We start from the raw sequence: 22,416 nt of genomic DNA on the forward strand, positions 1-22,416 counted from the left end.
TTCTTGCCTTAATGAAACAAGTTCAGCACAAGTCTCAGGAATGACATATTCATTTTTTATTATTTACTTTTTTATAACTATGAGATTCCTCGTCGTTCCTCTGGTTGAATGACAGGGGATTCCCAAATTTTATGTTCATCTTTTATGTTATAAAAAATTAGTAACACGTAAAATTCATACAATAACGCTTCAAATTCTCTTTCTTTTATGAAGTTATTATTTAGAACATCTGATGATACTAGATTTGGACTCATTTTGAACTTGGTTATACTTTTTTTTTCTTAAACTCTTAATACCTTTATCTAAAAAATCTATAAAATTGTTTGCTTCTAAATCATAGGCTTTAGGCTTTGTTAGTACTTTTTCTTTACTATCCATTAATACATAAAACGGTTGTGCATTATTGGTAAATTTTCTTATCTGATAATCTGCATTTTGTTTGCCTATTGTCTTTTTTGTCTTTCCATCGTATTCTGAAACATACCAATCTTCTTCTGGTAATTTTGTTTTTTCATCGACATATAATGCGACTACTACATACTCATTCTTTAGGATTTCTAGTACTCTTTTATCACTCCAAACTCTAGCTTCCATTTCTCTACAATTGACACAACCGTGACCAGTGAAGTCTATAAAAATGGGTTTGTTTTGTGCTTTTGCACATTGTTTTGCTTGTTCTAAATCGAAATACCCTTTTAATCCGTGTGGTAGTTGTAACATATCTGCATACTTTGGTTTTGGACAGTTGTCACTTCCAGATGAATTATTATCTTGATGAGATTGCTTCGTCGTTCCTTCTCGAAATGAAGTGTTTAATGTGAATTCTTGCGTAGTTAATGGTGGTAAATAGCCTGACAATGCTTTTAACGGAGCACCAATCATTCCTGGGATTAAATACACGACAAAACTAAATACCAATGTTGCCATTAATAATTTTGGTACCGAAGTTATTTTATCTTCTGCATGATGAGGTAGCCTTAATTTGCCTAGTAAATAGAAGCCTAATAATGAGAAAATAACAATCCATACTGCTAAATAAACCTCTCTGTCTAAAATGCCCCAATGGTATACTTGATCTGCAATGCTTAAAAATTTTAATGCCAATGCTAATTCAAAAAAGCCTAGTATAACTTTTATTTCTTGTAACCATCCTCCTGATTTTGGTAATTTTTCTAACCATTTTGGAAAGGCTGCAAATAGGGTAAAGGGTAGGGCTAATGCCAAGGAAAAGGCAAACATACCTACAATTGGTTTGATAACTGCTCCTCCTGCAGAGAGAACTAAAACACTTCCAACTATTGGCCCCGTGCATGAGAAAGAAATAAGTACTAATGTGAATGCCATAAAAAAGACTCCCAAGATTCCGCCTTTATTGCTTAATCCGTCCATTTTATTGATCCATTTATTAGGCAATGTTAGTTCGAACATTCCTAAAAAAGACATTGCAAATATGACGAATATGACAAAAAATAATACATTCGGTATCCAATGAGTGCTTAACCAATTTGCGAATTCAGGGCCATTTATTTTGGCCACTATTGTGCCTGCTATTACATATATTTGAATGATGAAAAAACCATATAACAATGCTTTTTTGATTCCTGATTTTTTGTTAGACCTTCCTTTATCTTGAGGGTTTTTATCTCCGAAAAAGCTAACTGTTAATGGTATCATTGGGAATACACAGGGGGTAAGTAGTGCCGCTAATCCTGAACCGAATGCTAGTATTGAAAAAGACCAAAGTTCTTGCATTTTTTTATTTCTATTTTTTAATTATGAGATTCCTCGTCGTTCATTCTTCTCTATGTCCTCGAATTACCTAACCTTTACAGGAATGACATTTTTTTTATTCATGAGATTGCTTCTTTTCTGGCAATGACGTTTTTGAAAGATATTTTAGTTTATTTTGAATTCGAAGCCGTCATCTCCCAAGATACATTTGCCATCTTTAGTACTACACACTTGGTAATTATATGTGCCTTCTATGATTGCACTTTTCTTGATAATTTTTATTTTTTGACGAAATTCTGCCGTATGTTCAAAATAATTGACGTCTACTTCAAAGACTTCATCATATACTTTTTTTGTATTTACTGGAATAACATTGCCTATTAATTTGTAGCTTTTATTGAGATCAAATTCGAAAGTTGCTGGTAAAGGACCAATTTCATAATTTTGTATATTGCTATACAAATGCCAATTATTTTCTAGTTTTACTGTAAATATTAAATCAATAATCTCACCTTGTTTTGGCTGTTTTTTAGAGATACTACAACTCCATTTAGCTGGCGTCATAATTTGTGCAGTTATAGACAAACTGAATAACAGACCTATAATTAGTGTTACAAATTTTCGTTTCATTTTTTACGGTATTACTTATTTGCTTTAAATATTGCATCATCAATTTTAGCGTTTACAATATATGCCTTCACATTAATTGAACTTTGTCTATCCTCATTAAACCAATTAATTGTAAATGGCATTAAAACTCCTTCAACTTTTTGAAAATCTTTATAGTACGTGTAAATCATATTACCTCCTCTGACATGTTTTTCTTCTTTTAATACTTCTAAATAGGTGTCTTTATTTAGAAATAGTATCGCTATGTCATCTACTTCTTTTCCAATTATATAGGTTTTTCCTTTTTTAATTTTTAGTTTGTAACAACTAATCCCCATGATATCTTCTTCGCCGACTAACTCTACTGTATAGCCCAGTTTTTTTGCCACCACAAGCATTGAAGGAAACTCATTTGCTTCTTTTTTTGCTCTAAACGATACATCTTTTCTACTTTTTATAAGCTTTCCGCTTTTACGATCTAAATCCCAAAAATTTACACCATCGAATGTATATTGAACAACCATTTTTCCATTTATTTTTTTATGTCCTTTGTGTTTTCCTTTCTTACTTATAGAAAGAATTTCTTCGGATCCTTGAGAAGAAATGAATTCTCCTCTTAACTGAATAGATTGAATGTTACTCCAAGCTTTTTTTCCTCCTATTTTCTCTATGTGTTTTTCGATAATTTCTTCTGCTGTTTGTGCTTTTAATATAGTGATTGAGCATAGAAACATTAAGATTAAGCTTATATTTTTCATATATTTTAGTATAAATTTAGCTTGCTCTACTTGTATAGAGCAAGCTGATTGTTATTATTTTTTTCTTCTTTTAAACCAGATTAAGAAATATGTGCTAATAATACTCAATGGGAGTAACCAGATTAAGATAATTTCCCATATTTTAAATGTAGGAATGTCTACCTTAAACCCAGTATCTTGAAGTGGTGGTCTACGAGCGCTAATAGGATATTTAGCTTCTGACAACCAATGGAAAATACCTGTAAAGAATGCAGAATTATTTGCATTTAAACCATCTCTGCGCATAGAAATTTCAGTGTTACTAAAACAATCTGCATCTCCTAAAATAACTATACGTTGCTCTTTACCCGCTTTCATTTTATTTAAAGCAATAGCCATTTCATAAGGTTTTGCAATCTCTCCTATTTCTGTATTAAGCTTCACACTTTCATTCTCAAAATCTGTAGTTTCTAATTCGTTCCAAACACCTCTCCATTTGGTTTGCAAAAGTGGTGTTACCTCAAAACCATATTGTTGCGCCATAGAATACTCTAACCCCATTCCTTCTAACATTGTGATTTTTTGATTTCTTCTTACTATTCCGCCAAATAGTAATGAAATCTTGTCAACCGCTTTTGGTGCTAAATTATTTTGAATAAGCGTGGGAGCAAAGTTTTTACTACGCTCAACGATGGTTCCATCTTTAAACCCAACTCCTAATGGTTCGACTATGGATGTCATTGCTTCCCTGCTGTTGGGTTCTGCAGCAATAAGGATGTTACCTCCTCTTTCAATATAGTTATTCAGCCTTTGCGTTTCTATTTCAGACAATGGTGTTTTTACATCTGCCAATACCAAGATATCCATATCTTCTCTAATGTCACTTACGGTCAAGTCTACATTTTCAATATCGAACCCATTATTAATTAAACCACTTCTCTTATTTTTTAAGACTGTAACATTACTATAGTCTCTATCACCAGACTTTAGCACTTCTCTTTCTCCATGCCCAATTAAAAATCCAACTTTTATAGTTCTTTGTGAGATTCGTTTAAGTGCCGCAGAAATTTCTCTTTCATCCGGCATTACCCTCATATCATTAAAAATTCGTAGAAATGTTTTCTGACCGTTTTCATGTTCAATTTGTCTTACAAATACATTTCCTTCATCTGATAAGTGTATTTTTTTAATCTGCTCCGGACTTAAAACTTTTTTAAAGTTTAAATTATACAGCTTACAAATTTTTTCCGTAATTTCTTTATCAGAACTGTTAGGGTATTTGTTATAAATTTTAGAATTGTTTGTTGGCTTGTCCCAATAATAAACATATTCGAATTGGATATCTGGTTTAAATCGGACGTATTGTTCAAATCTTTTCATGTCACTCTTAACACGACTTGGCCATCCGTAAAACACTTTATCACCAAGAATATTTACATAAGTTGTAATCTTTAATTTACCATTAAAGTTTTTTACTATTTCCTGGCTTTCTTTACTTAATGTGTTCCGTTTGGTGGCAGTTACATCTAGATACGATTTTATAGTTGGCCTTGAAAATACAAACCCAATAGAAATACATGTAATTATAACAAGTGTGTATCTTTTAAAATTCACAAATTTCTTTTTGATTCTTCCTGCCTCTAATTTTACAATGGTGAAACTTATAAACATTATAATTACTACAAGAAAATAAGTTACATCTTCACTCGTAATTAATCCAGAAAGAAATGTATCCGAACGCCCCGTTATAGATAGCCAATAGGCTAACTCTCTAGTGACTTCATAATCTTGTCCGATGGTTCCAACAAAAGCCAAAACTGCTAATACGGCTAATGTACTAATTGCTGCTACGACCTGATATGAGGTAAGTGAAGACATAAATAGGCCGATAGCTGCATACGCACATATTAATAAATAGATACCTAGTAAGCCTGAAAGCAGATGAGGAATATCTAGATTGTTAACCCCTGTATTTGCAAATATGACAGTAATGGAAATAATGCAAATAAGAATTATGCCATATAATAGCATTGCCAAATACTTACCAAATACAATTTGAAGGGAAGAAACAGGTGAAGAAAATAATAGTTTTATGGAGCCACTACTAATTTCCCTACTCATTAAGCCCATAGTTAGTAAAGGAATATAAAGATAGAGATTCTCTTGAATAACATTAAAGATTGCCCAATCGGCTCTCATCTGTGAAAACATTCTTTCAGTAAGGTTAGGTTGTATTTGTCCAGATTCTGCGGATCTTACAAGCATTCCAAAAATATTTGTAAAAGCAGAACTCGTTTGAATGGTAAATATGACAAGTATAAGCCAAGCAATAGGTGAATAAAACAGGGTCTTTAACTCTGTTTTTGTAATATTTAAGATCGTATTCATAAAGTTATTCTAATTACTTATTAATAAATTCTTTTTTAGATAATGTTGCAAATGTTTCTTCAAGAGATGCTTTTTCGTAATTTATCTCATACAATCGCCAGTTGCTTTTAATACTTTGCTTTATGATGTTTTCAAGCAAGTTTTCGTCATTGTCCACTTTAAAACGGTACAATCCAGATTTTTTATTTAACAATTCAACAGTATCAATTCCTTCCAGTTTTTCTAATTCACTTTCTGCAGGTGGGCTTTTCATTTTTACTAAAATGGCATTACTTTCTATGACGTTATGAAATTCTTCCATAGTACCCTCAAACACCATAATTCCATTTTCTATCATTTTTATATGATCGCAAATTGCCTCAACTTCTGATAGGATGTGTGTTGATATTAATACAGAACACTCTTTTGCAATATTTTTAATTAAATTTCTAACTTCAAGAATTTGATTAGGATCTAAACCATTAGTTGGTTCATCTAAAACTACAAAAGGAGGTTTATGTACAATTGCTTGGGCAATACCAACTCTTTGTTGATATCCGCCAGAAAGATTTCTTAAAAGACGGTCACTAAAGTGCATAATGCCACATTTTGTTTTAGCTTCTGCTATTGCCTCATATATTTCTTCTTTTTTTATTAGCCTTAACTTTGCACAATGCAAGAGATATTCATCTACTGTTAGGTCTAAATGAAGTGGTGCTTTTTGAGGTAAAAACCCAAGTTGTTTTTTTGCTTCTTTTGGATTTTTTCGAATGTTAATACCGTTGATAAAAATTTCTCCCTTTGTTTGATACAATGCACCACACATAGCGTTCATTAAAGTTGATTTTCCTGCACCATTAGAACCTAAAAGCCCAATAACTCCGTTTTTTATAATGTCAAAGCTCACATCTTTAACCGCCCATTGCGATGTATATTGATGAGAAAGGTTTTGTATTTTTAATTTTGTATTTTCCATTAATTTTATTTGTTTATCACAGCCATTCACCGATAAGTCTTAAAAAAACTACTGGCTCTTATTAATAAATAATTATTGATTCTATAGTTAGTTGAATGAAGGGTTTCTATAATCAAATTTTTTCTTATTGAGTCCTAAATATTTACGTATTAGAGGTTCTAATCTAGTGCCGCGAGCGTGTTTGTCTACAATTTTACCTTCTTTATCTAATAGCCAAACCGTTGGATATCCAGTTATGTTATATAAAGAATGATAGCTAACACTAGCGCCAGCACCTTTGTCTAAATGTTGTGGCCAATTGGCACCCGATTTTTTAAGGATTTTCTGTACTCTTTTTTTAGCTGCATCTCCCTCTCTTACAATACCTAAAATTTCGAAACCCTGGTCGCGGTATTTATCATACATTGCTTTAAAATGTGGCATTTCTTGAATGCAACCTGGGCAACCAATAGACCATAGATCAAGTAAAACTACTTTTCCTCTCATATCAGCCAAATTTATCTTTGTACCATCCATAGCTGTAAAAGACATTTTTAATGGTTTAGAGTCATCAAAAAGCTTTAAAGCTTCTATAGCTTTAAGGTTATCTATAGCCATTTTGTGCAAGGCTTTAAAAGCTGGTTGGTTTGCCAATGGACTGTTGCTGTTGGTTATTTTAAGAAAGTCTTTCCAATACGGTTCTTTAATAGATGGAGAATGATTTGAGACGTATTCAATAAATCTTTTAACATAGGTTGCTGTAGATTCTATATTTGAATAGGTGTTTAATAGTGTAATAACACGTATTTGTAAGGGTTTCCAGTAATGCATATCAAATTGTTCCCAATAATAAATTTCTGAAGGATCTTTGTACAAATCTAAATAACGATTATAAGCCAGTTTTAGGTCTCTATTCAACAAACGGATTTCCATATTTTTTTTAATTTCTGCATCGTTAGTTGATTTGATTACTTTTTCCACTATTTTTTCCCCGTCTTGCAGCCATTCTTCTAAAGCATTAGTATCTATTGGAAGTATGCGATTTCGTTTGTGAAACAATTTAGATTTCAACTCTTTAGACGTTGTTTCTTTAATTTGAATATCGATATTATTAATAACAGTTACGATACTGTCTTGAATTTTATCTTGAATGAAATAAGGCTGAAAATTTGAATGGAAGTACATATTTAAAGCGATATTATAATGAGGGCTCTCTGGGTATTTATTCAAAAAAGCTGCTGCTTTTTTACTTTTGTATAATGCTATACTGTCTTGAAATCTTCGTTTTTCTAAAAAAGTGAACGTTTCTTTAGGTGCTACATAAGACCTTCCAACTGTTTCTAGTTCTTTCCAATCTTTGTCAGCTTCTACTTTTAATACGCTATCTGCACTGTTTTGAGACCATATTGTAGTTGAGAAATTTAAACCGATTAATAACAGCGGTATTATGAACGTTTTATTAAAGTTGTTTTTCATAATGTTTTATAAACTTTTAGTTGTGAACAAATTTGTATATGGTCGAGTTAAATACTACATTTTTTATAAAAAAAATACAGTAAGAAGTGTACAATCCTACCACCCTCCATATTGGAGGGGGTTAGATTGAAGTAGGAACTAACTATTATATTTTAAATACTAGTTAGTAACCAGGGTTTTGCGTTAAGTTTTGGTTTTTTCTTATCTCACTTTCTGGAATTGGAAATAGAATATGGTGATCTTGCCAATTTGGTTTTATAGGTTTTATTACCTCGGCAGCTTTACCCGTTCGTTTTAAATCGTACCAGCGATGACCGTGTTCTGTAAACAGTTCTATTCTACGTTCCTTTATAATAGCTTCTAACATTGCATCTTTGTTATTAGCTAATGTATTTGCAAGTCCCGCTCTGTTTCTAATAGCATTCAAGTCATTTTGTGCACCTGTTATGTTGCCCAATTGTGCTCTAGCTTCTGCACGGATTAGATATTGCTCCGCTAATCTAAAAATAATACTATATTCAGAATTTGGGTTATTGATACCATCTCTGTCTTTGTATTTATAAGGATAGTACGTTATATTACCTGTATTAGCATTTGTATTGATTCCTACCCAATTTGTTTTTCTAGCATCATTATTTTCAAAAACACCAAGAAGACCAGTTGTAAGAACATAAGAAAAAGAAGTGGAGTTCCTGCCAATAAAATTACTTGCTTGTGTGGTATGTAAATTATTACCATTTTCTAATTGCCAAATTGTTTCTGGAGATTCTTTTAAAAAGACCTTACTTAAATCTAATTCTAAAGTATGTTTATTTATAACTTGGGTTGCAGCAGTTGCAGCCAAATCCCAATTTTCGGTATATAAATAGGTTCTTGCTAACAATGCGTATGACGCCGATTTACTGGCATATGTGCGTTCACCTTTCGTATTATCTAATAATGGTAAGGCAATCGTAAGGTCTTCTCTAATATTCTCATACACCTCATTTACAGGCATACGACTTACGGAACCATTTTCTATATAATCGCTGGTCTTGATATAGGGAACGTCACCGTACACCTCTACCAATAAAGTATGTAAAAAAGCACGAACAAATAACGCTTGCCCTTTGTAATCATTTTTCTCTTCTGTACTTAAAATACTTGAATTGTTTATGCCTTCTAAAAAATGATTGATTGAATATATAATTCTGTAAGAATCTTTCCACCAAGTAGAAGCAGTTACATTGTTTCCTTGTATATTGTGTTCATATATAATACGAGCTGCGCCAGAAGTCGTAACTCCAAGATAATCCAATTCGTCAGCATAAATACTCATATATGTACTTGTTCCAAATGCTCCTTGTTGAATACCCTCATTTATCATTTGATAATAAATATTAGCTAAAGCCGATTTTATGACTCCTTTATCTTCATATACGGTTTCGGAAATTAATTTATCTTTTGGAGACTCTATCTCTAGAAAAGACTCACAAGAAATGGTATAAAAAGCCAAAAAAGAAAGTATTCCTATTTTTATATACGTTGCTGTTTTACTAAAAGCATTCTCTTTTAATGCTCTTAAATAATATGTATTGTTTTTAAATTTCATAATATCGTTTTTATGATTAAAAGCTTAATTGGGCCCCTAAAGTGAATTGTCTTAAAGATGGTAAAGCTTGATTAGCTGCTATTTCCGGATCCACTCCTTTGTAATTTGTAATTGTTAACAAATTTTGTCCTTGTACATAAAGATTTAGGTCTAAAGATTTACTCCAAGATTTTGGAACTTTATAGTTTATTGTAACATTTCTTAATTTAATGAAAGAGGCATCTGATATTGCAAAATCACTTTCACTGACTTTATTATTAAGTTCAGGTGACGTTCCAGTTTCTTTAAAAAAGGTATAAAACTCAAGAGGTTTATTGTCATTATAATTATTAATATGACGAAAGTAGTTGAAGTTTTTTTGCTTTTTAAAGTAAAAAAAAGAAGTCTAGAGAGAAATTTTTATAGGTAAAACTGTTGCCCAAGCCTCCATAAAATTTTACGCCCATATCTACATAATGTTTTCTATCAAAACTATTTATGACACCATCATTGTTATAATCTTCAAACTCATGTTCTCCTGTATTTGGGTTTACCCCTAAATAATGGTACCCCTGTTTTTCATATAAAGATTCACCAACTCTTCTGTAGCTAAAAACCGAGTTTTCTATATCGTCATATGCTACCAATTTCGTTTTTGGTAAGCTAATGTTAAAAGTAGTAGACCATTTAAAATCTTGTTTCTGAATGTTAATTGATCTGAAATCTATTTCTAAACCTGTGTTTTCTACAACAGCATCATAATTACCTGTTAGTGAGGTGAAACCAGTAGTTCCTGCTAAAGGAATACCAACCAACTGATTGGAAGAACGGTTTTGATACCATGCAGTATTTAGTAAAATACGGTCTTTTAAAAAACCTAGTTCTAAAGCTAACTCTAATTTTCTGTTTTCTTCCCAAGCATAGTTTTTGTTAAAAATTCCTGTAGGTTGTAAAATAGATACACCACCATAGTTACCATCAGCAAGATCATAGGTGTCTAAAAATTGATAATCTCCTATGTTATCGCTTCCTGTAGTACCGTAACTCCCTCTTAATTTCCCGAAACTTATTACTTCATTATCCTTTAAAAAATCTTCTTTTGAAAATAGCCAAGCTGCACCTACTGCTGCAAAATTTCCGAATCGTTTACCAAGACCAAAACGGGAGGATCCGTCTCTACGCCCTATAAGGTTCAAAATATATTTCTTTTTCCAATTAAAATTAACTCGTCCATAGATAGCTTGATAAGCATACTCGCTATCACTGTCTAAAGTGGTAGTAATCTTTTGTGCCGCTAATAAGTTATGAATCAAAATATTAGAAGAAAAATTTTCTGCACTTTGTGAAAATTTTGTAGTTCTATCTTTTTGAAAAGTACTACCTACTAAAATATTTAAACCAGCTTCTCCCCATTGTTGTTTCCAATTTAATTGTGGTTCTACAATCCAAGATTTTCTACTACCGCTGTTATTAGTTATTCTTGAGAGACTGGCTGTGGTATTAAATGCCGGGTTGTATATCGTATTTGGTGAGGTTTTATAGGAACTTAATTGATAGTCCGTATAGCCCATATTCATTTTTAATTCTAAACTTGGATTGAGTTTATAAGATACGTTTGAATTTATGTTGATTGTATGCTCTTTACCTTGATATTCTTCCTTTAACAGTCTTAAAGGATTTACATTCCACTCTTGATTTTCTCCCCAAAATAAGTTTCCTTCAGCATCATACAAAGCTGGTGCATTGGGTGCCAAATTGTAGGCTGCTTTAATGATATTACCACTTCCTCCAGAAAGATTGTTCTCTGAAAAGCCATAGTTCATTGTAAGACTGACTTTAAAACGTTGGTCTTTGGATTGGTGATTAATATTACTGCGAATAGATCCTCTTTTATAATTAGTATCTCCAGGCAATACCGTTGTTTCGTTACCAAAGTTACCACCAATTAAAAATTGGGTTTGGTCACTCCCTCCTGAAAAGGAAAGGTTCGCATTATTTCGATAGGCAGTACCTCCAAGCAACTCTTTTTGCCAATCTGTATAACGGTTTTGATCCCAAAGTTTAAGTTCAGGAAAGTATGGGTCGAATGCAGGATTCGCAAGCCAAGCAGGGTCAAGAGCTACTTGATATAGTTCTAAATATTGTTGCGTGTTTACTAGATCTAACTTACGAGAGACTTGAGAAATAGTGCTACTTACAGTTACATCTATTCTTGGTTTCCCTATTTTTCCTTTTTTAGTGGTAATCAATACCACTCCATTAGCACCTCTAGAGCCATAAATAGCAGTGGCATCCGCATCTTTCAATACCTGAATATCTTTTATGTCTGCTGGATTGATCATGTTTAAAGGATTGGCTTTATTATAATTGACACCAACAAGTTCTAATGATTCAGAGCCATAAGGCACACCATCTATAATATATAAAGGATCTGTGCCACCTGTTAAAAAGTTTTGCCCTCTTATTTCTATGGAAAAGCCACCACCAGGAAGTCCAGAATTTTGTGTAATATTTACTCCAGTCATATGTCCTTGCATAGCTCCTAAAGGATTGTTTACAGGTTGTTTTTCTATTGTTTTAGCAGTTATTGTAGAGATACTCCCTGTTGCTTCTTTTTTAGTAGTATTGTAGTACCCAGCATTGATAACAATTTCGTCTAATTGCCCTACGGCTACTTTTAGTGTTATGTTGATTGTGGTTTGATTACCGATAACCACTTCTTGTTTTTCGAAACCTATAGATGTAAATACCAATGTGTTGTCTGAACTTATTGCATTTATTGTATATAAACCGTCGAAAGTAGAAGCTGTTGCTCTATTTGTGCCTTTTATACGGACTGTTACATTGGGTAGTGGTTGACCTGCTTCATCGGTAATTTTACCTGTGATTTTTATTCGTTGTTGGAGTGCTTTTTTACGTGTTGTTTTTTTAACACTCGCTTTTTGTTTTGTAACGGATAGTAAAATTTTATTGTCCATTACCTCATAATCTGTTGCAGTATTTTTGAAGAGCTTTTGTAATACTTTTTCTATTTTTTCTTCTTTGACTTTTATCGATATTTTTCTCTTTAAATCGACAACAGAGGTTTTAAAAATAAATTTATAGTCTGTGTTGGCTTCGATCTCGTCAATTATTTTTGCAATCGTTGTTTTTTTAACATCTAGGGTAACATTGCGTTGCCCAAAGCTTGTGTTTGCCTGCAATGCAAAAACCATGATGAATGTAAAAAGTACTGATAACTTCATTTTTAAGTTCTTTTTAAGAATTGGTACAACCTTTTCTTTACAAGTAAAAAGATTTTTCATATTTTTAAGTGTTTGTTAAGTGGTTACTGATTTACTTTAATCACTTTTAACCGATCGGGAGATGTGCCAGCATTTTCCGATTTTTTATCTCTGGTTCTTGTTTTGAACTCTTTGATTTCTAGTTTTTTGGTGATTGAGTTTATTGTTTTTGTTTACATAGGCGTTGTTGTTATTGTTTTTTTTAGATTCATTCCTTCTTTACTGAAACTAGTTTAGTACTTGGTGTTGGAATGATATTATTGACCCTTCGACATGTTCAGGGTGACAGTTTTATTTTTATTTTTTTTATGTTCATTTTATGGTTCTCGATACACTCTGTGCAAGCTTTGAGCACTTGAACTGACATGGTTTTTTTTTATTTTTTTTTGTTCATTTTGTCTTGAAACAAAACGAACCAAAAGTTCAAGCCTTGGATTTTCGACGGTCAAATTTATTTTCGATTTCTAAAACAAATGAACTCATCTTCCTTTTAGTCAGATTCAGACAGCATTTGTTTTAAACGAAATCTTCAAATATTTGACGCTCGTCTGCAAATCCTATGGCGTTTTAAATTGTAATACATTTTATAATTTTTAGCTTTTCATTTTATGGTTCTTAATACACTCTTCGCGAGCTCAGACCCTTCGACAAGCTTAGGGCGACATGTTTATTATTTTATTACTATTTTATTGTTGACGATTTGGTATTCTATCTCATATACTTTGTTGAAATATTCTAAGACCTTTTCTATCGGTTCTTTATCGACATTGATGCTTGCATTGAATGTTTCTACTGCTATTTCTTTGTTATTATTAATGATGGTTACATTGTACAAACGTTCTAATTTTGTACTGATATTATTGAATGTTGCATTTCTAAATACTACATTGCCTTTTACCCATGATGTATAAATACTTGTATTTACCTCTTGGGTTGTTGTCTCTTTGTTTATTTTTTTATAGGTACCCATTACCCCTGGATTTAACACAGTAGTTGTATTTTTACTAAACTTTTTGTTTTTATTATACATGCCCACCGACCCTTCTACTAAAACTACCTCTGTGCTGTTGTCTTCTGGATAGGCAGCTACATTGAACTGTGTGCCTAATACTTGTACATTTAAATCTTGTGCATTTACAATGAATGGATGCTGTTTATCTTTTGCTACCTCGAAAAATGCTTCTCCTGTAATGTATACTTGCCTGTTTTTGCCTTCTATAAATTTTACCGGATACCGAATTGATGTTCCTGAATTTAAAGCGACTTGTGAGCCGTCTGATAATTCTAGTTTGAATCTCTTGCCATAAGGAACTGTTAGCTTGTTATATACGATTTCTTGAGTTTCTGTATTATTAGCATAGGTTAACTTCTCCCCTTTTTGTACACCTAGTACTTTGCCTTTGCTGTCTTTTACTTCTTTTTCTTCTTCTGGATTGATAATCTTTGTTTGACCATCACTTAATGTTAGTACTATATTTTCTTGAGGAATTGTTAAGTCTTCATTTTTATCTACCCCACCAAACCAATAAAAATAGCCTGTTGTTAACAGCATCACTAATGCCGCTGCATATTTTGTGAATTTTTGAAACTTACGCATTCGGATTACTTTCTTTTCTTTGTTAATCATTTCCAATAAATTTTTCTTGGATTGATCTGTGTTGAACTTCTTCATATTGTATTCTATTGCGTAGTTGGTTTTGATATAACTTTTAAATAATTTTATGTTTTTCTCCTTTTCTAATATTAGGGCTAAGGCATCCAGCTCATCTTTTGAGGCGTTGCTGTTGAGGTACTTAATTATTAGCTTTTCGATGTTTTGAGTACTCATTAATTTTGCTCTTGTTTATCTTTATTACGCAAAAAATTAACCTAACCCTAACTTTTTTATAACTTTTTTTTATACTTTGCATTCAATTAGTGTTATTTATATTTTGTATTCTTTATGAATTCTTCTTATTCTGATGAGCATTTTTTGATTTCTTCTCTAAAAAATGGAGATGCTAAAGCCTATACTTATCTTATGGATATGTACCACCATAAGCTTTGTATATACGCTACAGGATTGGCACGCGATGACAACGATGCTGAAGATATTGTGCAGAATGTTTTTATTAAGGTCTGGAAAAAACGCCACCAACTAAAAGATGCATTTTCTTTACAAGGTTTTTTATACAAGTCTGTCTATAATGCGTTTATCGATTATTATAGAAAACAAAAAGTAATGCTTCCTTTTGAGAAAACTTATATTGATGAGCTTTCTTCTATTGTAAAAGAGGATCCTAGTTCTTTGGAAAGACTTATTACATTAATGAAAAGTGAAATTGAAAAATTACCGCCTAAATGCAAGCAAACTTTTTTGTTAAGTAAACAAGAAGGGTTGACAAATATTGAAATTGCTGAACATCTAAATGTATCGATTAAAACGGTTGAAGCGCATATTACTAAAGCGTTTTCTATTCTGCGAAAATCTATTGGTGAGAAAATGAATGGGATTTTGTTTTTATTGTTTGGGAGGGCTACTTGTGTTTAAGTTTTGGGTGTTTTATGGTTCTCGATACACTCTTTGTAAGCTTAGAGTAATTGAACTGACATGGTTTTTTTTATTTTTTTATGTTCATTTTGTCTTGAAACAAAACGAACCAAAAGTTCAAGCCTTGCATCTTCAGCGGTCAATTACTTTTTCGATGGCTAAAAGAAAAGAACTCCACTTCCTTCTAGTCAGTGTCAGACAGCTTTCCTTTTTACACCACCTTCAAACTATTGACTCTCGCTTGCCAGATGCTATGGCGTTTAGATTGTGACTTACTTTATAATTGTTAAACTATTGACTCTCGTCTGCCAGATTCTATGGCGGTTTAATTTTAAATTGTAATACATTTTATAATTTTTAGCTTTTCATTTTGTGGTTCTTGATACACTTTTTGTAAGCTTAGAGTAATTGAACTGACATGGTTAATATTTCTTTTTATTATTTTATACTTTTTTCTTGATAAAAAAGTAACAAAAAATCAAGCCTTGAATCTTCGACGGTCTTTCTAGTTTTCAATCACTAAATGAAATGAACTAAGCTTCGCTTGCTACCTTCAAAACAAAATGCATTTTGTTTTTCGGCAATTCTCAGACAGCATTTCATTTTACTTGATTTTCAAACATAAGACACTCGTCTGCCAGATTCTATGGCAGTTTGGATAGTGATTTGCTTTTTTAATTCTTACTCTTTTTGGTTCTCGATACACTCTTCGCGAGCTTAGAGTACTCGAACTGACAGGTTTTTTTGTTGGCGTTTGAAAGGTTCTCGACAACTTCGTTGGCTACTTCTAATGAAACTTTCTTTTCATTAGAACCAATGCTCGAACTGACATATTTATTATTTTATACTTTTTTTCTTGATGATACCCTTCGACATGTTCAGGGTGACATGATTCTTTACTATTTTTTGCTATTACAATTATGAAATTTCTCGTAGTACCTCTGATGGAATAATACTGTTAACTTTATTTTAATACTTTTTTTTTAAAAAAAACTTTTTTTTCTAACTTCTTTGTTATTAAGAATTTACAATACTTAATCTTGACCCTTAAAAAAAATGTTATTAAAAAGTTAAAAAAATGCAAAAAAACTTTAGGGTATTTTTTTTCTTAACTGTTCTTTATTAAAACTATCAAAAAATTCTACTACAAAATTATCAATCGAGTATTATACTCTTATGATGTTTTAATAGAATTTTTTTGTTGACATTATGATTTGTGAAATAGAAATTTGAAAATAAAAGAATGCAGTTTTATACATCGCCACAATATATAAACTGCATTCTATCACTATGTAATTAAATTAATTTAACTCTAACAAATTTATGAAAATTAAATTCATTGATTTTTTTCTTCCGAGAAAAAAAGTATTTTCCGTCAGTACAGTAGCGCTTTTCTGCCTTTTATCTCCCCCCTATTATTCTTTAATTACTCCTAAAATATCATTAAATACATTACTCTCTATTGATAATTTTACATCAGGAAAAAACATTTTTCAGAAAAAAATTACGGGTTCTATTACTGACACTAATAGCCAACCTATTGGGGGTGTAAGTGTTTTAATTAAAGGGACAAACAAAGGTGTTGCTTCTGACTTTGATGGAAATTATTCTATTAACGCAAAAGAAGGAGATGTTTTAATTTTTCAATCTTTAGGTTTTCAAACCAGAGAAATAAGGGTTACTACTTCTACTATTATTAATGTAGTACTATCTGAATCTTCTGAGAACTTGGAAGGGATTGTTATTACTACAGGTTATGACAAGGTATCTAAAAAGAAATTTACAGGAGCCACATCGACTATAAAAATAGCTGACTTAAAATTAGATGGTGTTATTGATGTAACTAGGATGTTAGAAGGACGTTCTGCTGGGGTAAATATACAGAACATCTCTGGAACATTTGGAGCTGCACCAAAAATTACTATTCGTGGATCTTCATCAGTTTTTGGAAACAACACCCCTCTATATGTTATTGATGGTGTGGTGCAAGAAGATATTGTTGAAGCGGATTTTTCTCAACTTACTTCTGGAAATGCAGAAACCTTAATAAGCTCTTCTATTGCAGGTATTAGTGCTAATGATATTTCTAAAATTGATATATTAAAAGATGCCTCTGCAACATCATTGTATGGTGCAAGAGCCCGAAATGGTGTGGTTGTTATTACCACCAAGAGTGGAAGAAAATCTACCCCTCTTAAAATATCTTATTCTTTAGAAGAAACGATAAGAGATATCCCCCAGTATTCTAACTACGATATTCTTAACTCTAAAGAAAACTTATCTATACTAAAAGAATTAGAGTCAAAAGGATTTTTGGAATTGCCGCAGGTTGCACAAGCTAGATATGGAGGAATTTATTATATAATGGCTGATAAAATAAATACCTTTAACCCGTCTACAAATTCCTTTTTACTAGCTAACACACCAGAAGCTAAAAACAAATTTTTGCAACAGTATGAATTGGCAAATACCAATTGGTTTAAAACTTTATTTAGACAAAGCTTAACCCAAAATCATTCGTTAAGTTTTACTGGAGGAGGTGAAAACAATTCTTTTTATTCTTCTTTGAGTTTTTTTACTGACCCTGGGTGGTCTATATCTGAGAAAATAACTAGATTGACTGCAAACCTTAAAAATACTTTTTATTTTTCTGATACATTTAATTTAACTGTATCTGCAAATGCATCTATTAGAAAACAAAGAGCTCCTGGAACTTTTGGCAGACAAACCGATAGTTTTTTTGGATCCGTAACAAGAAATTTTGATATTAATCCGTTTAGTTATGCTTTAAATACTTCTAGAACATTAAGACCAAAAGATTCTAATGGCCAGTTAGAATACTATAGAAATAATTGGGCTCCCTTTAATATTCTTGATGAAATAAACAATAATTATTTAGATTTAAATTTAAGAGATCTTCGTTTACAAATTGATGCTGAATACAAATTAACAGACCAATTAACTTACAATTTTAATGCTTCTACAAGATATGTAAATAGTACTATTGAACACAACGTTAAAAGAAATTCTAATGTTGTAAAAGCGTATAATGCAGACGAGACAACTATTGTAAGAAACGCTAATATTTTTTTATATACAGACCCTAATGACTTAAATGCTATCCCTGTACCCGTTTTTCCAAGAGGTGGTATTTACACTAAAAATGATAATTATTTAACAACCTATTACTTAAGGAATAGCTTAAGCTATACTGCAGAAGTAAATGAAAAACATGAGTTTGATTTTTTATTGGGACAGGAGATGAGATATGTTGATCGTAACAGAAATGGTTTGACAGGTTATGGTTTGCAATTTGATAATGGCTACACCCCTTTTACAGACCCAAGGCTGTTAGAAAAAATAATAGAAGGTGGGGGTAATTATTTTTCAGTATCACAAGAGAGAGAAAGAACCGTTGCCTTTTTTGGAAAAGCTACTTACGCTTTTGACAACCGTTACATTTTTTCCATTACAGGAAGGTATGATGGTTCTAACAAACAAGGAAGAAGTGCTAGTTCTAGATGGTTGCCCACAGGAACAATAAGTGCAAAATGGAATTTAAGCGGTGAAGATTTTATGAAAAATATAGAAGAAACCATAAACAACTTACAATTAAGAGCGTCTTATGGTTTGGTTGCTACCCCTGGTGCTGCAACCAACGCATTGCCTATCTTTAGAACTCAAATTACCGACAGGTTAAATAGTTCTGACAGAGAATCTGCTTTAAACATAGCTTCATTACAAAATTCTGAACTTACTTGGGAAAAACAATATGAACTTAATTTGGGACTAGATTTAGGCCTCTTTAACAATAGAATAGCAGTAACTACAGATGTGTATTTTAGAGATATATTTGATAATGTAGATTTTGTAAGAACTTCTGGAATTGGAGGAGAGTTTATAAAACAAGGTAATAATGCGAGTGTAAAGACAAATGGTATAGAATTTTCTCTCTCAACTACAAACGTTAAAACTGACAATTTTTCATGGATTACTTCTTTAAATGCTTCTTACTTTAATCAAAAAATAACAAAGCTACAGAATAGACCTAATGTATTTGGTCTTGTAAGAGGTACAGGAGGTAATGCGGAGGGTTATCCTATTAATTCTTTATTTTCTTTTAAGTTTGACGGACTTACTAATGAAGGTATACCAAAATTTGATTTATCGAAGGCGAAAGACAAAAACAACGTTGATTTTCAAGATTTAGAAAATATTACAGATTATCTTGTATTTGAAGGTTCTGTAGACCCAAATATAAGTGGCGGTTTTACCAATACATTTATCTATAAGAACTGGAATCTTAATTTTTTAATTACGGGTTCTGGTGGTAATAAAATTAGGTTAGACCCTAGATTTAAGAGTTCTTACTCTGATTTAGATGTGTTTTCGAAAGATTTTAAAAACAGATGGCTACTTCCAGGGGATGAAAATATTACCAATATTCCTGTAATTGCTAGTAGAAGATTACAGCAAAAATATGGAAGTACTTTGGTACAGACCTATAATGCATATAATAATTCTACTGCTAGAGTTGCTGATGGTTCTTTTGTTAGGATGAAAAACATATCTCTTGGTTATAATTTTGATAAAGGTTTTGTAGAAAAATTGGGTTTATCATATTTTAAAGTAAGTCTGCAGGGAACTAATCTTTTCTTACTGTATTCTGACAAAAAACTAAATGGCCAAGATCCTGAATTTTACCAAGCAGGGGGAGTTGCTTTACCTATAAGAAGGCAGTACACATTATCTCTAAATTTAGGAATTTAAAAACAATAACAATGAATAAAAAACTGATTACTAAAGCTTTATATACCTTATCATTGGTGCTTTTTTTAACACAATGTGATGATTACTTATCTGAGCTACCTGATGATAGAACTCTTATAGATACACCAGATAAAATATCATCTTTACTGGTAAATGCATATCCAGATGGCAATTACATGATGATGGCAGAATTTATGTCTGATAATGTTGGTGATACCAAAAATATAACAAATACCAATCCCCTAGATATGGCTTTGTACAAATGGGAAAATACAAACCTAGAGGATAGAGATACCCCTGTATCTTATTGGAATAGTTGTTATGAAGCAATCTCTCAGGCCAATCAAGCATTACAATCTATAAAAGAATTAGAAGGAGGGTTTGATTTAAAAGCCCAAAAAGGAGAAGCTTTGATTGCAAGAGCATACGCTCATTTTATGTTGGTTAGTTTTTGGAGTAAAAGATACAACCCTACGACAGCTAGCACAGATTTGGGAGTACCTTATGTATTAGAGCCAGAAACTGTTTTAATTAAGGAATATAAAAGAAATACCATACAAGAAGTATATGATTTTATAGAAAAAGATTTAGTAGATGGACTACAACTGGTTACCAACAATTATAATAAACCAAAGTTTCATTTTAACAATGAAGCAGCTCATGCCTTTGCTTCTAGATTTTATTTGCATAAAGGGGACTGGGATAAAGTGATTGAACACTCTTCTAAAGCAATAAGTGATGGCTCGCAAATAAGAAATATAGGTGAATACCGAGCTCTTTCATTTAGTGAACAGCGACAACGTTATGCTAGTGTTACAGATAATAGTAATTTACTTATTGTTTCTACTTCTTCTTTATATGCTAGAACACATTCTACATCGAGGTTTGGTCTAGACCCTAATGGTAAACTCCCAGAACTTTTTGGTAGTTCTGAAACTGCAAATCCTTTTAATAAAAGATGGAGTTATCCTACTTTTAGGTATAATTCTAATGGTGTACGTTTTAGAGCTAAGTTTTTAGAATATTTTAAAGTTACCAATGCTAGTGCAGGTATTGGGCTACCATTTTTAGGAATTGTATTGTTTACTAAAGATGAAGCTTTATTAAATAGAGCTGAGGCCTACGTTATGAAGAAGAATTATGCTGGCGCATTAAGCGATTTAAATATATTTTTAAGTTTTAAAACAAGAGGTTATAATGCAGCCACAGATAATCTTACAGAAACTATAGTAAAAAACAAGTATCCTGTTGTGGCAGATGAATTTACCCCATTTTATACTATTGATGCTACCCAGACCTCTTATATTAAAGGAATTGCCGAATACAAAAGAAGAGAGTTCTATCATGAAGGGTTACGTTGGTTTGATGTAAAGCGATTTAATTTAAAAGTAGAGCATGAGTTAGAAGGCAGTGGTACGCTTACTCTTAATAAAGATGATAATAGAAGAGTTCTTCAAATACCCGCCTCTGCTATACAATTTGGCCTGCAACAAAATCCGAAATAATTATAACTATTAAAAAACAAGTTTATTATGAAAAAAATAATTTTTATTGTATTGGGTGTACTTCTGTTAGTATTTGCCTGTTCTGATAATGAATCTCCCTTAACACAAAGTGAATTAGATATTAAAAAACCTACATTAAGTGCTTTAGATACATGGTTAAGAGAAAACTATACTAATCCTTATAATATAGAAGTGTCTTACCATTGGAATGAAAATAGAGTAGATTTAAATAGGTATTTGCATCCGCCTATTAAAGATTCTGTAAAGGTAGCTATGGAAGCTATAAAGACCATTTGGCTAGAAACGTATAATGAAGTTGCTGGACCAAATTTTGTTAAAAGGATAGCCCCTAGAGAAATACTGCTTGTTGGTGGAGTGAATAGAAATGCATCTGGAACTGTAACTTTAGGCTTGGCAGAAGGTGGTAAAAGAATAACATTTTTTAATACAAACACTTTAAATATTAAAAACAGACCTAATTTGATACGTTTTGTTAGTACGATTCAACATGAATACTGCCACATTATAAACCAAACTGTACCCTTTGACGAAGAAGCGATACGAAAAATTACCCCTTCTGGTTATACGGCACAATGGTATGAAACCAGTATTCCGGATGCAAGAGAGTTAGGATTTATTACAGATTATGCTAGAGCAAATGTTATAGAAGACTTTGCAGAAATGCTTACCACTATTTTATCTTACAATAATACAGACTATAATGCTATTATAGACGCTATTAAAAGTAAAAAGGCAAAAGAAGCCATACGAAAAAAAGAAGCTATTGTAGCTAGTTATTTTAAAACAGAATTTGATATAGACATATACGAATTACAAAGTGTTGCTGCAAGAAACATAGAAAGAGTACTTAACTAAATAATA

At 31.9% G+C, this 22,416-nt stretch carries 13 protein-coding genes; 4 read left to right on the forward strand and 9 right to left on the reverse strand.

Features of this window, described 5'->3' with window-relative positions; all coding sequences use genetic code 11:
* Window positions 1-216: 216 nt before the first annotated feature.
* From BTO18_RS07180 to BTO18_RS07215, 9 genes are all read right to left on the reverse strand, one after another.
* Window positions 217-1,752, reverse strand: a complete 1,536-nt coding sequence (locus tag BTO18_RS07180) for a protein-disulfide reductase DsbD family protein (protein WP_211295584.1) — start codon at window positions 1,750-1,752, stop codon at window positions 217-219.
* A gap of 144 nt (window positions 1,753-1,896) precedes the next feature.
* A complete protein-coding gene (locus BTO18_RS17840; protein WP_211295585.1) occupies window positions 1,897-2,361 on the reverse strand; it encodes a protein-disulfide reductase DsbD domain-containing protein in 465 nt (154 codons plus the stop codon).
* An 11-nt stretch (window positions 2,362-2,372) separates the two neighbouring features.
* Window positions 2,373-3,098, reverse strand: a complete 726-nt coding sequence (locus BTO18_RS07185) for a LolA-like protein (protein ID WP_146106892.1) — start codon at window positions 3,096-3,098, stop codon at window positions 2,373-2,375.
* Between the two features lie 54 nt (window positions 3,099-3,152).
* The gene (locus tag BTO18_RS07190; RefSeq protein ID WP_105015577.1) at window positions 3,153-5,465 is read right to left on the reverse strand and encodes a Gldg family protein; all 2,313 of its coding nucleotides are present in this window, start codon (window positions 5,463-5,465) and stop codon (window positions 3,153-3,155) included.
* Window positions 5,466-5,478: 13 nt separating this feature from the next.
* The gene (locus tag BTO18_RS07195; protein WP_105017527.1) at window positions 5,479-6,420 is read right to left on the reverse strand and encodes an ABC transporter ATP-binding protein; all 942 of its coding nucleotides are present in this window, start codon (window positions 6,418-6,420) and stop codon (window positions 5,479-5,481) included.
* Window positions 6,421-6,507: 87 nt separating this feature from the next.
* A complete protein-coding gene (locus BTO18_RS07200; RefSeq protein ID WP_105015578.1) occupies window positions 6,508-7,875 on the reverse strand; it encodes a TlpA family protein disulfide reductase in 1,368 nt (455 codons plus the stop codon).
* Between the two features lie 163 nt (window positions 7,876-8,038).
* Window positions 8,039-9,466, reverse strand: coding sequence for a RagB/SusD family nutrient uptake outer membrane protein (locus BTO18_RS07205; RefSeq protein WP_105015579.1), 1,428 nt, complete (start codon window positions 9,464-9,466; stop codon window positions 8,039-8,041).
* Window positions 9,467-9,831: 365 nt separating this feature from the next.
* A complete protein-coding gene (locus tag BTO18_RS07210; protein WP_105015580.1) occupies window positions 9,832-12,750 on the reverse strand; it encodes a SusC/RagA family TonB-linked outer membrane protein in 2,919 nt (972 codons plus the stop codon).
* Between the two features lie 649 nt (window positions 12,751-13,399).
* On the reverse strand, window positions 13,400-14,401 hold the full coding sequence (locus BTO18_RS07215) for a FecR family protein (protein ID WP_170063242.1): 1,002 nt from the start codon (window positions 14,399-14,401) through the stop codon (window positions 13,400-13,402).
* 270 nt (window positions 14,402-14,671) lie between these two features.
* Between BTO18_RS07215 and BTO18_RS07220 the strand changes: the two genes are divergently transcribed.
* The 4 genes from BTO18_RS07220 to BTO18_RS07240 all read left to right on the forward strand — a co-directional run bounded on the left by BTO18_RS07220 (window position 14,672) and on the right by BTO18_RS07240 (window position 22,410).
* A complete protein-coding gene (locus BTO18_RS07220; protein ID WP_105015582.1) occupies window positions 14,672-15,259 on the forward strand; it encodes an RNA polymerase sigma factor in 588 nt (195 codons plus the stop codon).
* Window positions 15,260-16,582: 1,323 nt separating this feature from the next.
* A complete protein-coding gene (locus BTO18_RS07230) occupies window positions 16,583-20,029 on the forward strand; it encodes a SusC/RagA family TonB-linked outer membrane protein (protein ID WP_105015584.1) in 3,447 nt (1,148 codons plus the stop codon).
* Between the two features lie 11 nt (window positions 20,030-20,040).
* Window positions 20,041-21,534 carry a RagB/SusD family nutrient uptake outer membrane protein gene (locus BTO18_RS07235; protein ID WP_105015585.1) on the forward strand — a complete coding sequence of 498 codons (1,494 nt, stop codon included), beginning with the start codon at window positions 20,041-20,043 and terminating at the stop codon, window positions 21,532-21,534.
* A 27-nt stretch (window positions 21,535-21,561) separates the two neighbouring features.
* Window positions 21,562-22,410, forward strand: a complete 849-nt coding sequence (locus tag BTO18_RS07240; protein ID WP_105015586.1) for a substrate import-associated zinc metallohydrolase lipoprotein — start codon at window positions 21,562-21,564, stop codon at window positions 22,408-22,410.
* Window positions 22,411-22,416 lie beyond the last annotated feature (6 nt).

The sequence above is a fragment of the Polaribacter porphyrae genome, assembly GCF_002954685.1.
In the GTDB taxonomy this organism is placed as follows: domain Bacteria; phylum Bacteroidota; class Bacteroidia; order Flavobacteriales; family Flavobacteriaceae; genus Polaribacter; species Polaribacter porphyrae.